This is a genomic window from Marinifilum caeruleilacunae, from assembly GCF_013141825.1.
GTDB classification, from domain to species: domain Bacteria; phylum Bacteroidota; class Bacteroidia; order Bacteroidales; family Marinifilaceae; genus Marinifilum; species Marinifilum caeruleilacunae.
In genome coordinates, this window is sequence record NZ_RZNH01000008.1 from 38,631 (window position 1) to 54,088 (window position 15,458).

At 36.0% G+C, this 15,458-nt stretch carries 16 protein-coding genes; 9 read left to right on the plus strand and 7 right to left on the minus strand.

The window, feature by feature from the left end:
- Positions 1-114: 114 nt before the first annotated feature.
- Positions 115-1,746, minus strand: a complete 1,632-nt coding sequence (locus tag ELS83_RS06825) for a DUF3078 domain-containing protein (RefSeq protein ID WP_171594790.1) — start codon at positions 1,744-1,746, stop codon at positions 115-117.
- A 590-nt stretch (positions 1,747-2,336) separates the two neighbouring features.
- On the opposite strand from ELS83_RS06825, the gene tnaA reads away from it, so the two are divergent.
- Together tnaA and ELS83_RS06835 are read left to right on the plus strand one after the other, a co-directional pair.
- On the plus strand, positions 2,337-3,716 hold the full coding sequence (tnaA, locus tag ELS83_RS06830; protein ID WP_171594791.1) for a tryptophanase TnaA: 1,380 nt from the start codon (positions 2,337-2,339) through the stop codon (positions 3,714-3,716).
- A gap of 212 nt (positions 3,717-3,928) precedes the next feature.
- Positions 3,929-4,255, plus strand: coding sequence for a hypothetical protein (locus ELS83_RS06835; RefSeq protein WP_171594792.1), 327 nt, complete (start codon positions 3,929-3,931; stop codon positions 4,253-4,255).
- A gap of 73 nt (positions 4,256-4,328) precedes the next feature.
- Here the strand turns inward: ELS83_RS06835 and trhA are convergent, their stop codons facing one another.
- Positions 4,329-5,012: a PAQR family membrane homeostasis protein TrhA gene (gene trhA, locus ELS83_RS06840; protein WP_171594793.1), complete on the minus strand. Its 684-nt coding sequence runs from the start codon at positions 5,010-5,012 to the stop codon at positions 4,329-4,331.
- A 166-nt stretch (positions 5,013-5,178) separates the two neighbouring features.
- Between trhA and ELS83_RS06845 the strand changes: the two genes are divergently transcribed.
- The 3 genes from ELS83_RS06845 to ELS83_RS06855 all read left to right on the plus strand — a co-directional run bounded on the left by ELS83_RS06845 (position 5,179) and on the right by ELS83_RS06855 (position 6,919).
- Positions 5,179-5,934: a DUF4197 domain-containing protein gene (locus ELS83_RS06845; protein ID WP_171594794.1), complete on the plus strand. Its 756-nt coding sequence runs from the start codon at positions 5,179-5,181 to the stop codon at positions 5,932-5,934.
- A gap of 2 nt (positions 5,935-5,936) precedes the next feature.
- Positions 5,937-6,488 (plus strand): GNAT family N-acetyltransferase, encoded by a 552-nt coding sequence (locus tag ELS83_RS06850; protein WP_171594795.1) that lies wholly within the window; start codon positions 5,937-5,939, stop codon positions 6,486-6,488.
- A 239-nt stretch (positions 6,489-6,727) separates the two neighbouring features.
- On the plus strand, positions 6,728-6,919 hold the full coding sequence (locus ELS83_RS06855) for a cold-shock protein (protein WP_110360282.1): 192 nt from the start codon (positions 6,728-6,730) through the stop codon (positions 6,917-6,919).
- 73 nt (positions 6,920-6,992) lie between these two features.
- Here ELS83_RS06855 and ELS83_RS06860 read toward each other — a convergent pair whose 3' ends face one another.
- Positions 6,993-7,448: a cold-shock protein gene (locus ELS83_RS06860; protein ID WP_171594796.1), complete on the minus strand. Its 456-nt coding sequence runs from the start codon at positions 7,446-7,448 to the stop codon at positions 6,993-6,995.
- 552 nt (positions 7,449-8,000) lie between these two features.
- Between ELS83_RS06860 and ELS83_RS06865 the strand changes: the two genes are divergently transcribed.
- The 4 genes from ELS83_RS06865 (at position 8,001) to ELS83_RS06880 (ending at position 12,202) form a co-directional block, all read left to right on the plus strand.
- Positions 8,001-9,017: a porin family protein gene (locus tag ELS83_RS06865; protein WP_171594797.1), complete on the plus strand. Its 1,017-nt coding sequence runs from the start codon at positions 8,001-8,003 to the stop codon at positions 9,015-9,017.
- Between the two features lie 24 nt (positions 9,018-9,041).
- Positions 9,042-9,494, plus strand: a complete 453-nt coding sequence (locus tag ELS83_RS06870; protein WP_171594798.1) for a DUF5362 family protein — start codon at positions 9,042-9,044, stop codon at positions 9,492-9,494.
- 281 nt (positions 9,495-9,775) lie between these two features.
- The gene (locus tag ELS83_RS06875) at positions 9,776-10,780 is read left to right on the plus strand and encodes a GH12 family glycosyl hydrolase domain-containing protein (protein WP_171594799.1); all 1,005 of its coding nucleotides are present in this window, start codon (positions 9,776-9,778) and stop codon (positions 10,778-10,780) included.
- A 201-nt stretch (positions 10,781-10,981) separates the two neighbouring features.
- Positions 10,982-12,202: a multidrug effflux MFS transporter gene (locus ELS83_RS06880; protein WP_171594800.1), complete on the plus strand. Its 1,221-nt coding sequence runs from the start codon at positions 10,982-10,984 to the stop codon at positions 12,200-12,202.
- A 36-nt stretch (positions 12,203-12,238) separates the two neighbouring features.
- Here ELS83_RS06880 and ELS83_RS06885 read toward each other — a convergent pair whose 3' ends face one another.
- From ELS83_RS06885 to ELS83_RS06900, 4 genes are all read right to left on the minus strand, one after another.
- The gene (locus tag ELS83_RS06885) at positions 12,239-13,108 is read right to left on the minus strand and encodes an AraC family transcriptional regulator (RefSeq protein ID WP_171594801.1); all 870 of its coding nucleotides are present in this window, start codon (positions 13,106-13,108) and stop codon (positions 12,239-12,241) included.
- Positions 13,109-13,130: 22 nt separating this feature from the next.
- The gene (locus ELS83_RS06890) at positions 13,131-13,745 is read right to left on the minus strand and encodes a class I SAM-dependent methyltransferase (RefSeq protein ID WP_171594802.1); all 615 of its coding nucleotides are present in this window, start codon (positions 13,743-13,745) and stop codon (positions 13,131-13,133) included.
- Positions 13,746-13,891: 146 nt separating this feature from the next.
- Complete coding sequence (locus ELS83_RS06895; protein ID WP_171594803.1) at positions 13,892-14,665, minus strand: class I SAM-dependent methyltransferase; 774 nt, start codon at positions 14,663-14,665, stop codon at positions 13,892-13,894.
- Positions 14,666-14,927: 262 nt separating this feature from the next.
- A complete protein-coding gene (locus ELS83_RS06900) occupies positions 14,928-15,452 on the minus strand; it encodes a GNAT family N-acetyltransferase (RefSeq protein WP_171594804.1) in 525 nt (174 codons plus the stop codon).
- Positions 15,453-15,458: the final 6 nt, after the last annotated feature.

The window sequence follows — 15,458 nt, forward strand, 5'->3', positions numbered from 1 at the left end:
TTTTAATTTCAGTCACAAAATAATGGTTTTTAAACAATTAAAACAGGTTTAAAAACACACTTAATACCTTCTCTTATTCATTAAAATGGGTATTTACACCCTTGTAAAACCAAATTAAAATCGATAACTAACTCCAATCGAAAAGTTCTCTTTAAACTGAACTTTCGATCCTGTATCATCATCAGAAATTAAATGGGTTGAAAATTTCGACGATAAATATTGGTTAATCGGCATTGTTAAACTTAACTCCCAATCCACATCGATATTTTTAGGTTTTTCGCTATAATTCGAATACAAGGTAAGTTTGTTTGTTAACTCCATATCTTCCCAAAATTTCAATTTATGGGAAAGGTTTATATACGAACCAACCTCTTTTTTCACTTTCTTATCCTCGTCGATACCATAGGCTGTTTGATCGATTAAGGCAGTATCCTTAACAATGGTATATTTTGCTGATAAGGGTGAAAGCAGGATAGACAAATTTTTGTTTGGTTTGTAATCCATACCGACAGAAGCAATAATATAAGCAGGAGCAAAAAAGTCTGACTTTAACTCTCTTGGTCCTTCGCTTGGATAGCTGTAACCTTTTACCATTTGAGTTTTTAAATTGAACTGAGCCGAGTAGTACCAATTCTTCACCGCCTTTTGTCCATATTTTGTATTAAACTCTATTCTATCCTCATTCTTTCTAAAACCATCCTCACCCGACTTTAACAATCCGTATTTTACTTTAAGACTGTTATCCCAGGTATGGTTTCCATTCTTATAATTTGCATATGCATCAAGAGTAGATGTTGTAGCCATGGAACTTTCGCCTCCTCTCGACCAACTATCGCTCACGTGCCCCTGGTTAAATGCAACTCCTACTGTTGCTCCAACTTTCCAGATTTGAGCATAGCGTTTGTATTTTCCCAACTTGGCCAGTTTATACTGGTCGGTACGTTCTTTTTTCTCTAAAAGCACTCGTGTTCCTCTTACCTTTGAGCGCTGCACCGATTGTTGATACACATCGTCGTCTACCAGGATTCGAACCGATCGATCTGATGTATTCTGAATCCAGATTCCAATAGAATCGCGCTTATTCTTTTTCAGCCAAAATCGTTTGTAATCTTGCTTTCCATTATTGATCCAAAATTTTATCGAATCATTCATAAAATTACGAACCCCCAGAAATACCGAGTCTCTGCTAATTTCTCTGATCCATTGATGAACCGGATCATGCTCAACGTAATTGTACAGTTCATCCAGGGCTTCTGTTTTCCATGACTGCTGGTTGTTTGCTTCTTCTGTCACTTCCAAATCTGGCTGATAGCTCAAAACTTTTTCAAGCTCTATCTGCTTTTTTACTTCCCGTAAAGCTTCTTCAGTTTTACGCTCTTCGATATACTCCTTTAAATAGAAAACCATATTGCGAATACTATCGTTTCCCACATACTCTAGTAGCCTATTTACAGCCTCGCGAACCGAATCGGTCTGATGTTGCTTTGGTGCATAATCAATGGCAAGTTCACGTACGATAAATCTAAACCCAACATTATCGATGTGATGCAATGGATCTTTTACTGGATTTAAAACCGAATCGTGGGTAAAATGACGAAGCGAATCTGCTTTATTTTGCTTAATCTTATAGACAGAATCCTCAAATCTAATCGTATCCAAAAGTAGAGAGTCCTTTTGCACCTTGGTTTGAGATCGCAAAATAAAAGGCTGAATAACAATCAGCAATACAAAAAATAATCGAATCATGGGGCGTTGCTCTGTTCGGGTTAATTATTAATTGGCTTTTGGAACTTGCAATTACCCGATGCGATAGAATAATACCGCACCTGGTGCTTGCAAAAATGTCGAATTTATTTCGTTCTTAAAAGCTTTTATGCGGGCAATCTATTCAAAAAGCGGACCAAAACGAGTTTTATTATAAATGCTTTTCCTCTCAAACGTTTGCATCTTTTTTGCTCTTAATTTTTGTTTCATATTAAAAAGTTTTAATTTTGCCTCAGTAGAAAATCAGAAAGCATGGAAATTAAATATCAACTTCCAAAACTGACACACAAAGTCTACCTTAACATTAAAAACAGAGACGAGTTCCACTTCTAAACCGTCTCCGGACATTCCTGTCCCATTATTTTCGAATACAATATTGAATTATGAACTGTTGATCAGGTAAAATTACCAGGCCATTTCTTATCGCATATTTGTATTTCACTCTTTGGCTCATTCAATATCATTTAGATTGATTGATTTGTTGGACCCTTAATTGAAATTGAGTACCACAAATCGTGAAACAGCCTACACAGATAACAAACAAAATATTAAGCAATTAAATAAAAGACATTATGGAAATTCCATTTGCAGAATCATACAAAATTAAGATGGTTGAAACCATCAGAAGAAGTACTCGTGAAGAAAGAGAACAATGGTTAAAAGATGCCAATTACAACCTATTTAACCTTAAAAGCGACCAGGTTTTTATCGATTTGTTAACCGATTCGGGAACAGGTGCAATGAGTGATAAGCAGTGGTCGGCAATGATGTTGGGTGATGAAAGCTATGCTGGTGCTCGCTCATACTACAACATGAAGGCTGCATTGAAAAACATTTTAGGCTTCGATCATTTCTTGCCAACCCACCAGGGACGTGCAGCAGAAAACGTGTTGTTCTCTGTTTTGGTTAAAGATGGTGACATTGTGCCGGGTAACTCACATTTCGACACAACAAAAGGTCATATCGAATTTAGAAAAGCAAAGGCTGTTGATTGTACCATTGATGAAGCATTTGATACAGAAATTGATCACCCATTTAAAGGAAATCTTGATCTTATAAAATTAGAATCTGTTCTTTCAACCTATCCTAAAGAGCAAATTCCAATGATTATTGTAACCGTTACCTGTAACACTTCTGGTGGTCAGCCGGTTTCAATGGCAAACATGAAGGCAGTTAAAGAATTGGCTGATAAATATGAAATTCCTGTATGTTTCGATTCTGCACGTTTTGCCGAAAATGCATACTTCATTAAGACCCGTGAAGAAGGATATGCCGATAAAACAATCAAGGAAATTGTATTGGAAATGTACTCGTATGCTGATATGGCAACCATGAGTTCGAAGAAAGATGCAATTGTAAACATGGGTGGTTTCATTGGTATGAAAAGTGAAGAGCTTTGGAAAAAAGCATCTACCTATAATATCATGTTCGAAGGATATGTAACCTATGGTGGTATGTCGGGTCGCGATATGAATGCATTGGCTCAAGGTTTGGATGAAGGAACCGAGTTTGATTACCTTGAAACTCGTATCAAGCAGGTTGAATACCTGGGCGGTAAACTGGAAGAGTATGGTATCCCATTTCAAAAGCCAATTGGTGGTCATGCAATCTTTGTTGATGCAAAGAAAATTTTAGCACACATTCCGAAAGAAGAATACCAGGCTCAAACATTAGGATGCGAATTGTACCTTGAAGCAGGTATTCGTGGTGTTGAAATCGGAACAATTCTGGCTGACAGAGATCCGGAAACCAGAGAGAACCGTTATCCTGATTTAGAATTGTTGCGTTTGGCTATTCCGAGAAGAACTTATACCAACAACCACATGGATGTAATTGCTGCAGCTCTTAAGAATGTATACGATCGCAGACATGAAATCAAACATGGATTTAAGATTGTAGACGAAGCTCCAATTATGAGACACTTTACCGTGCAGTTGGAGAAGATTGACTAGTACAAAATCACAACTACATACTTTCAAGGCTCCCTTCGGGGGGCTTTTTTTGTGCTTTTAAATAAAGAAATCAATCTTTAATAATTTTTATTTTTTCAGAACTGTAAAATTCCTTATTTTTAAGAAAGATCAATATATCAGCAAAATAGAAAACTAACAAACAAAATTAATAAAGAAAAAAAGAAGCAAACTCTAACCTAAATTAACAAACTATGACTACAATTGATCTTAAAGTTACACTACAACTCAACGAAGAGGATTATTTTAAAGTTGGTGATCACATTTTTACCAAAAATGACAAATTACAATCTATTGAAGAAAAGTTACACTTCTGTGGATCTTCTGCAATTAAGGTTTTCAAAGAGTATGAGAGCTTACTAACGATGGAAATCATGGATAAATGGTCAAGATTGATTAAAGCTTTAAACCAAACCACTTCGTGTTGTGCGGTATGGGATAACCGAAAAATTATCCAGGAATTGGTTGAAAATAGAGAGCATCCCGTATCGTGGTATGTTGAAAATTGTAGAATCTGCTAATTATTGCCCTAAAACTAACAAATGAAAAAAAGGCTTTCTATTAATAGGAAGCCTTTTTTTCATATATAATTCCTTAAATCACCGCATAATATACCGCAATAAAGTGCGACAAACTCCCACCAAAGACAAACAAATGCCAAATAAAATGGTTAAAAGCCAATCTTTTCCACACATAAAATATCACGCCAAGTGTATAGAAAACACCACCTATAAGTATCCATTGCAAACTCAGAGGTGGCAATACTGCACTAAATACATTATAATTGAAAACCAGAATATATCCCATAAAAAGATACATCAGTAAAGAGATCCATTTGTACTTGCCCAACAGGAAAAGCTTATAAACAATACCAAACACCACCAAAAGCCACAAAATTGTGAGATAAATCTGCCCCATGCTGTTGTTTAGATAGATCACCAGGAATGGGGTATAGGTTCCTGCAATCATTACGAAAATGCTGATATGATCCATCTTTCGAAATAAAATCCGTTTGGGATGATCGATCATATAATGATACAGCGCTGAAGATGCATAAAGCAATAAAAATCCCAACAGAAAAATTAGCACTGCCAGAACTCCCTGCCACGATTGTGTTTCCCAGGTTTGAAACAAAAGCCATATGCCTGCAGGAATCACAAATACAACCCCTGCCAAATGGGAGATCCAGTTCCATAGCTCATGCAGAGATTCGCGATTGGCTAAAAATCTCTTCTTATCCTCTTTTATTTTGCTTGTAATTATGAGCAACCATTTCATTCATTCACATTTTTAGGTTCGCAGAAATTAAATTTCCGAAAAAATGATGAAGGCACAAAGCAATTTAGAAGTACAAAAATTCCCTTCTAATGAATTTATTGTTTGACTCTACATTTTTTGATACCTTGGAATTTCTAATTTAAAATAAACCAAAATTTTTCCAGGAATGAAAAAAATACTTAGTCTCATCCTTTTGTGTACAATGCTTTGGTCTTGCGCCGAAATGCAAACCGTTTTAGAGCAATACAATCTGGAACAATACAAGCCCTTAACCGATAGTGAAGTTTCCAATGGCTTGAAGGAAGCCTTAAGAGTTGGAAGTGTAAATGCAGCCGGCATTCTTTCGGTTGAAGATGGCTTTTACAAAGATGAATTGGTTAAGATTTTACTCCCTCCTGAAGCACAGCAAATTACCAAAAATATCAGCCTGATTCCGGGAGGAAACGAGCTGGTAGAAAAGGTGGAAATCAGGTTGAACCGAGCTGCCGAAGATGCAGTGAAAGAAGCAGCTCCTATATTTGCTTCGGCCATAACAGAAATGACCATTGCCGATGCCTTTGGCATTCTGAAAGGCAATGATGACGCAGCAACACAATATCTTAAAACAAAAACTTCGGACAAGTTAAAAGATTTGTTCATGCCAAAAGTAAAGGCTTCGCTTGATAAGAAATTACTTGCCAACCTTTCTACCAATGAATCGTGGAATTTACTTACCAGCAATTACAATAAAGTTGCGGGTACTTTCGCAGGAAAACTAGCTAATTTAGAACCTGTTAATACCCAATTAGACGATTATGTAACTCAAAAAGCATTAGATGCACTATTCTTAAAAGTTGCTGCTGAGGAAAAACAAATCAGGAAAGATCCATTAAAACGTGTTAGCAATATCCTGAAAAGGGTATTTGGTGAATTAGATAAATAAAAATGATACTACATACAGAACGATTACGACTCGAAAAGTTGGAAATGAAACATGCAGAGTCATTCTATCAATATCGGTCGGATGCTGAAACCAATAAATACCAGGGCTGGATTCCATATGCAATGGAAGATTGCAAACATTTTATCAAGAATCGCATTGCCAAAGAATTTAACGAAATGGGAACTTGGTTTCAATTTGCTATTCTCTCGCAAGATACAAATGCAATGATAGGTGATTTGGGGGTCCATTTTATTGATGGCGACATGCAACAGGTAGAAATTGGATGCACTCTAAACAAACAATATCATTGTAAAGGCTATGCAAGTGAAGCCACAAAAGCTGTGATCGATTATTTATTTACGAAATTAAAAAAGCATCGAATTACTGCTTCGGTGGATCCTGATAATACCGCTTCGATTAAACTAATGGAGAAACTTGGATTTAGAAAAGAAGCTCATTTTAAGCAAAGTATTTTAATGAATGGTGTGTGGGTTGACGATGTAATTTATGCCATTTTGGGCAGCGAATGGATCACTAGTCAGCATGAAAATTAGTAATCAACTCATTATCTAAACATTATAAAAATAGCAATTTCAAGATTTTTTGTTTTTAGTCTGATTTTTTTACCTACCTTTGGCTCGATATAAAGTCATAGGTCGAAAAATAATCGACTCTTTTAATTTCAATATTATTCTTTACTATTCATTCCATTCCCGGAATTAAATTAACAGGAGTATACGGGAGTTATTAAGAACTAAGACTTATTTCAAATTATTATTTTAATTTAATTACAATGGAAGGAACAGTAAAATTCTTTAACGAATCAAAAGGTTTTGGTTTTATCAAACCAGCTGATCAAGGTGATGATGTTTTCGTACACGTATCAGGTCTTGTAGACGAGATCAGAGAAAACGACAAAGTTGAATACGATGTTGAAAACGGAAGAAAAGGTTTAAATGCAGTAAATGTAAGAGTGATTGAATAATCGCTACACCTTTATAAGAAACAGAAAAGCACCCATAAGGGTGCTTTTTTATTGTCTAAATTTTATTTGAAAGCTACTTTTTTAAAGTAACATTAACGGCATTCATTCCTTTAGGACCACGTTCGGTATCAAATTCCACTTTATCGTTTTCTTTAATGGTATCAACCAATCCGTTTACGTGAACAAAAATACTTTCTTTGGTTTCAAGATCTTTGATAAAACCATATCCTTTACTCTCATTAAAAAAGCTGACAATTCCTTGTCTTTTGCCCTCTTCCTCTGCAAAGTCACCACTATTTCTGGCTCCTAATACAATATCTTCGGCTTTAACTTCTTCCTTCTTCTTATCTGGATCCGGAGGTGTTGAGGTAATGTTTCCGAATTCATCAACATAAGCAATCATGTCATCCAGACTACTTTTTCCACCTGCTTCTTTACGAGCCTCTTTACGAGCTTCTTTTTCTTTTCTCTTCTGAAGTTTTCTTTTCTCTTTTTCCTTTTTGTTATACGTCTCTTGCGATCTTCCCATAAATATTTTAAATGATACATTAAATGATAAAAACAACCTTAATGAATCGATTCAGAAAATAGTGTGGTCTACTTGGCTCAAGACAGAAAGGTGTTGCAAGGTAAGCATTTATTTGCAGTAGTCTGTTATTTTATTCGATTGCTTTGACAAAAAGAGCAGAAATATTTGATACTAACCGAATAATACGCTTCTAAAAGTAGAGAAAAACCTTTTTTTTGTTAATTTAATCAATCAAATCTATGCCCTGAATCCTATCATTCTATGAACCTTATGTGCGAAAACTACTTTTTAAAACCTATTAATTTTGAACGAATATTAAAATTTTCACTAAAAAAGGCAATTGTTTTTTTATTTCTTGTTCTATTCGGCTTTCAAAACATCTCCGCTCAGCAACACTTCACACAAGGAAAACTTGTTAATTTACAAGGAGATACTATTGCAGGAGAAATCCATTTCCCTTCAGCCTACACCACCGCACAAAATGTATTATTTCGAAAGAATCACGAATCCAAAATTATTCAATATTCACCCATACAGATTAAAGCATTTACAATGGGGAATACGAATTATTTTGGTGCTATTGTTGAGAAAGAAATTAGTCCATTAAAAATATCAGATCTGGATGATCACTCTGCAATTCTATTGAAGCAAGACACTACTTTTTTGGAAGAAATTATATCTGGTGATAAAAGTCTGTATTACTATACCAGTTCTGAAAATAAAAAGCAATTTTACATTAAAACAGACAATAAATACGAACTTCTTGTCTACAAAAAGTATTTAAAGAATGGCAATGCATTGGAATTCAAAAAATACGTCGGGCAACTTACACTGTACCTTAAGGATGCCAAAAACATCAGTTCCTACATTCAAAATACAAGCTACAAAAGGGAAGATTTAATCAGGCTTTTTAAAAAGTACTATTCTGCTCTTAATAAATCGTTTAAAGCCCCAAAGCAAAGAGAAAAGTTAGCCTTCGAATTTGGAGTTTTGGCTGGTGTTAGCATTAGCGAATTGCGTTTCGGCAACCCCGAAATTGTACCCTATGTAAGTAATCTTGATTTAGATGATTCCTATAATCTATCCTTAGGATTGTATGCCAACATCATTTTACCCAAAGGCAGCAAACGGTGGTCTATTTACAACGATTTGCTTTTTATTAAAATGAATTATGAAGGGCAATATTATACCGCAAATTCGGAACACTATTACAGGTATTACGACACAAAACTTACCTACAATTATATTAAGCTCACCAATATGCTGAGATATAAAATTCCATTTCAGAAAAATGCTCTTTTTGTGAATGCTGGTATTTCAAATGCAATTGCATTTGAAAAAACAAACTCGGCCACAAGTACCCAAAAGCAATACTCCACTGATAAAGTAACTTATGGCGATGCTTTTAGCGATAGAAAACTTGAACAAGGAATTGCAATTGGGCTTGGTTTCAAAATAAATAAGTTCCATATTGAATGCAGATATGAGAAAACAAATGGAATGGTAGACCTGATAATGCAAGATTCAAAGGTAAAAAGATTATACCTGCTGTTTGGATACCAATTTTAAAAACCCCAAAAAAAACCTAAAACAATGCAAGAACACGAAGGAAGAGAAGCAAAACCAATTGAACTAAATCCACAATCGGTAATTTATTTAAACGACACTCGAAAATGGACCATGTTTTTTTCCATTCTGGGATTTATAATGATAGCCTTACTCCTTATTGGCGGAATATTTATGGCAAGTATGTTTGGGGCTGTTAGTGGTGGCTCCTTACCATTCCTGGGAAGTGGAATTGCCATTGGTGCATTTTATTTGTTCCTCGCGGTATTGTACTTTTTTCCCATTTTATACCTCTACAAATTCTCTAAACTTTCGAAAGATGCGATTTATAATGAGGATAGCTCACAGTTGAGCATGGCATTTAGATATCTTAAGCTACACTATAAGTTCCTGGGCATATTAAGCATAGTTATCCTGTCCTTATATGTCCTGATATTCTTAATTGCTGCAATAGTGGGCGGATTTGGTGCCTTAATGTAGAAAGAAACAATTCTAATAGTTTGAACAACCTTCCAGAATATTTTGGGAGGTTGTTTTTGTTTCATCTCTTCCATTGCATTTTCATGAGATATTCGAAACCAGTATGGAAGAAAAATTGAAATCCATAAAATAAATGCGATATTGCATTTGTTACAGCTAGTCGAACTTGAAATCAAAGAACAATCAAAACAACTTCTATTATACCATGCCTGTTTCTTTTGGTCTTGTTTTTCTCTTGTAGTAAAAAAGAATCGAACGATCCCTTATCGAATGATGCAAACTTGCTAAATTTAGTTTTAGAAGCCGAAGGCATCAGTTACCAGACTTCTATAAATGAAAACATTGTTATTCCAACAAATCTTTTGCCTTATGGTACTCAGCATGTAGAAATCAAAAATATCGAAATTTCGCCAAAAGCCAGCATAAACCGATTTGTTGGTGAAATACTGCAAACCAGCAATAGTCCTATTGCCATGGAAGTTAGGGCTGAGGATGGAAACAGCATTAGAACATATCAACTTAGATTGAATATGGAAGAAAATCAAGACTTCAGAAAATTGCTTTTTGAAGAGTCGACCGAAAGCAATTGCGACCTGTTTTCAGTAATAAATGCCGATGAGTTCAGGCTCGAAAACAATGCCTGGAATGCCAGTAATCTTCCATCAAACAGCTACTCGCAATGCATTTATAAATATGATGAGAATGATTTACTACTACTTGGCTGGCAATGGTCATATCCAGATAATGCCTATGGAGTGAATGCTTTCCCTCAGATTATTTACGGCTGGAAACCCTGGCAACCCAATTCAAGCACAGAAAAATTGCCTATAAAAATTAGTGAAATCAATAGTTTGAAAGCCAGCTATGAAATAACTGTAGAACGAAACAGTGGCGATTATAATTTGAGCTTCGATAATTGGATCAATTCATCTGCAAACATTGCTCCTGAAAATATCTTATTTGAATTTATGATTTGGGAAGATGCTAACAATCTTGTTCCCTTTGGTGACTATATTGAAGATGTAAACACAAGCAATGGCACATATAAGTTTTACATGGGCGAACCAGATTGGGAACCCGAAGGATCGAACTGGACTTACCTGGCTTTTCAACGAACAAACCACAGGCAAAGTGGAACCGTTGATATTGATGAATTGCTTCAATATTTAGTTGAAAAAGAAATCATATCTCAAGACAGCTACCTGGCTTCTATCGAATTCGGAAATGAAGTAGGAAACTCAAAAGGTGAAAGCATCATTAAAAAGTTTGAGCTTGATTTAAATTAAAGCTTATACCCTTGCCTCTCAACATTATATTCCCTTTCTCAAGCCTTGAATCTTATTTATAAATCCTGATAGAGAACCGACACCATCAGTGGTGTTCTTCAAATTAACCCCATTTGTCAGCTTAAATCATATTCTGTAGCTTTACGCACTTTTTATTTTTTAAGAAGTACATTGAAAGCAAGAACAGATTAAAATCGCAACATGCAAATCCAAAAAAAATCAGATATCGAGTTCATCATCATTATGGCATCTTTAATGTCATTGGCTTCTTTATCTATTGATGCTTTGCTGCCAGGCTTGCCCGAAATTGCCAAAACAATAGGCATAAGCGACCCTAAAAACAACCAGCTTTTGGTTACAATCATATTTTTGGGAATGGGCTTTGGACAACTAATCTCGGGACCTTTATCGGATAGCATTGGGCGCAAGAATACAATTTACCTGGGCTTTTCGCTTTTTACTTTTTCAAGTCTGCTTTGCATCTATTCCACCAGCATGGAAATGATGATTATAGGTCGATTCATACAAGGAATTGGTTTATCGGCGCCCAGAACTGTAGCCACAGCAATGGTTCGAGATCGATTTGTTGGTGATTATATGGCTAAAATCATGTCCTTTGTTACGGTTATCTTTATTTTAGCACCAATTATTGCACCATCATTTGGAAAACTGATGCTTTCAAACTTTGGTTGGGAATCCATATTTTCAAGTCAGTTGCTGTTCGGGCTTTTTGTAATTATTTGGCTGTGGCAGCGTCAGCCCGAAACGCTTTCTCCTGACAAGAGAAAACAAATGAGCCTATCCTTATTCACCAATGGAATAAAAGAATTTGCAAAACATCCTCAATCCCTGACCTTTACATTCATGTCAGGTCTCATTCTATCGGCCTTCATGGTCTATTTAAGTTCGAGTCAGCAAATTTTTCAGGAACAATACGGACTGGTAGAGGAATTTCCATTCATTTTCTCTGGCATAGCCATAGTTATCGGATTATCAACCTTTTTAAATGGAAGCCTGGTGGTTAAGTTTGGAATGTTAAAACTAGCCACAAATTTTACTATTTTGCTTTGTTGCATTTCCTTAACTTATGTCATTCTATTTTTTGGAGAACCCAATCCAAATTTTGGAATCCTTTTGCTGTTTTTTGTGTTAATGCTTTTTTGCATCGGGTTTATTTTTGGAAATATTAATGCCCTAGCCATGCAACCAATGGGCCATATTGCAGGCATTGGAGCGGCATTATTTGGTTTTATAGGTACAGTTTTGGCTGTGCCAATTGCCACCTTTATTGGTCGATTTATCGATACAACGGCCTTGCCCCTTTTTGCGGGTTTTGCAATTTGCAGTGGCACTTCCTTGCTATTAATTTATTACTATAAATTAGTGCTTAAAAAAGCGAGCTTAAAACAGTCAACCTCCTAATTTATTTCAAAAAAAATTGCTTAGACTGATATTTCTCTAAAGCTGTTTCGCATTATTTTTCTTTCGAAAAGCATCGGCAGTTAGAGAGGTATGCTTCTTAAAAAATCTCATAAAATAGGATTTATCGGCAAAACCTAATTCGTAAGCAATTTCGGAGATGGTATTGTTGGTGAACAAAAGCAAGCGTTTGGCCTCTATAAGGGTTCTTTCGTGAATCAGATTAAGAACCGTTTTATTCAATCCTTTCTTACACAAGCTATTCAGATGTTTTGCCGAAATGTGCATTAAATCGGCATACTCAGTCAATTGCTTATATTCTTTATAATGCTTATCGATTAATGCTTCCAATTTTCTTAACTGATAGCTTAAATGATTTGGCGCTTCAAGCTTTAATGCCGGCTCATAAATCCTTCTTACACGAATCAGCAATACCTCCAGCAAAGCTCGTAGTATTTTATCTCTTCCCTTTTTTTCCATCTTACTTTCAACATACATTTCGTCTAGCGTTTGCTGAATTTTATGATTGCTCCCCTCTACATAAACATAGGGCCGATTACTAATAGAATGGAAAAATGGGTAATCGAGAAGTCTCTGAATATTGCTGTCGAGCAAGATGAAATCTGAAGTAAAAGTGAGCACATAAGCCTCTGCACTATGGTTTAACTGAATGGAATGAACCTGTCCGGGAGAAATAAAGAAAATGGAGTTCGGACGAATGTCATAAGTTTTAAAGTCGATATTGTGCCTTCCTGTTCCATTTTTTACAAAAAGGATATGATAATAATCGTGACGATGCGCCTCTACCTTCACACCATCCTTGTTGGAGGATAGTAGCTCCATCTCAAAACGCGACATTGGTTTTCCGTCTCTTGAATTGCCTAAAGTACGCACCGGTAATTGATTCATATCCTTTTTGTTTCCGCTTGCATTAATCTTTTTTCCTACCGATAAATCGAATCAGTGAACTTTCACCTACGTGTCCGAATCCTTCGTTTAGGTGAACCAATTCCTTTTTAAGCTCGATAATTTCATAATTGTCAAAATCACGCTCAATTTCCTCTATCGAATACATGTATTTTTCATCCGAAGGTCCACCAGCTTCGGGGTGCAATTTATTAATCTCCCGATGCTCCTTACTAAAAGCCTCGAAAATAATATGCCCACCAGGTTTCAAGTAAGAATCGAGTCTTTTATGCATGCTGCTTTTAATCTTTGGATCAAAATGCACAAAGGTCATGCAAATGGCATCAAATTCTTCCTCCTGGTAAGCTTCCTCCAGGAAACTTGCTAGCTTATAATCGATCCTTACATTTTTTGAACGAGCCAATTCATCTGCTCTTTCTTTTCCTTTCGAACTAAAATCAAAAGCCGATACATCCCACCCCAACTGGGCTGCGAAAACCGAATTTCGCCCTTCTCCTTCAGCCGGGAATAGTATCTTCCCTGTTTTAAACTGTGGCAGTTTTTCTTTTACAAAAAGGTTAGGTTCTTCACCATAGGCAAATTGATCCTGACTGTATCTTTCGTCCCAAAATTCTTTCATGCTTGTTAATTTAAAAATATAATGGCAAATCTACATGCTATTCGAATTGATTTTGGTTTACAAATGGAAGTTTGAGGTGCACAAATGGAAGCTTCGCACAAGCTAAAAGAAGGATTGCCCTTTATCAGGACAATCCTATTAACAATTTACATTTTCTTTCCGATAAAGAACACATAACCGTAATACTCTTTGTATTTGTGATACAATTGAGCTTCGTGGCGTTGATTGGCAATAAATTCTTCAACTGCCTTATTGCCTTTATTCTCTTTCAAAAATCTTTTATCTAGTTCTACCTGTGGGGCATAAAAATGCTCGATCCAACAGTTTTCGGGTAGAATAAAACAGGCTACAGGAACATAACCTGCCTTTTGCATTTGTCCTAGCTTATTGGCAATGGTATCTATTCCCGGGTAGGCATCCTGCCAAAATTCCTCTATCTCTGCAGGGCGTTCATCGGTGAACCATGTTGCCTCTGAAACAGCAATATATCCACCTTTTTTTAAAAACCTTTTCCACTCTTTCAGGCCTCTTTCAAATCCGATATTGTAAATGGCACCTTCCGACCAGATTACATCCAACTCCTCATCGCGAAAAGAAAGATTATCCATCGACCCTACAAGACCTTTTACTCTGTGATCGAGTTTAAGTTTGGCCGCATTTTTATTGAATAAATCGATAAATATGGGAAACAGGTCCACACCTGTTACCTGCCCTTCTACATGCTGCGACAATACCATAGTTTGTCCACCAGAACCACAGCCAATATCAGCAATTTTTGAATCTTTGTTTAGGTTTTCGACAAAGCTTAAGGCTTTTAAAGTAATCTCAGGACTTCCGGGACCTTGACGTTCCAGGTTTGAAAAATATTCGGCAAGTAATGATAAATCAAACTCGTGAATTGATTTAATATCTTCACTCATAATGTTTAAATTTAAATGTAATGATCAGGCGCAAAACAATTTACTACTTTGCCAGATCATCGAAAAATAATAATGTATAGACATGAAAATAACCCCGACATGAATATGTCTGAGTTGTACTACGGGATAAGCCTGACTATACATCAGGGCTTATTTACATGACCAGATCCTTCTTAAATTTAAACATCAACGGGTTTTAGTTCACCTCAAAGGTAAGATATTTTTAAATACCTGATACTGAAATACAAGTATTATCTATCCATTAATTGTTTAGTTCCTTCCAAAACACCAAATTCTCATATTTACTATCGCCCATTTCAAAATAGCATTTGCCCTTTAACTGGTAGTTTTGTCTTTTGTAAAAATGAATGGCCTGATGGTTTTCACAATAAGCAGTAAGCCATATGGATTTGTGCCCAAGGTTTACAACTTCTTGTTCGGCGTGCAGAAGTAAAGACTTTCCAACACCTTTGCCATGAAAATGTTGCGAGAGGTATAAAACTGATAGCTCAGGAGCATCAATTTCCTGAACAGGGCATTGGGTGTCGAAATCCAATTGGTAGCAAGCAATGATTCTCCCCTCTTTTTCGGCCAAAAAAAGTTTCTTTTCAGGATTTTCAAGAAGTATTCGTGTTTTCTCGCTTGTGATTTCCGCATCCAGGTAATCGGCATACTCATCTTCAATACCATCGGGAGCATAAGTATGAAGCCAAACCTGAAGCTTTAACATGGTAATTTTACATGCATCTTCAAATTTGGCCTCACGTATTGTAATATTGTCAATCATCAATTT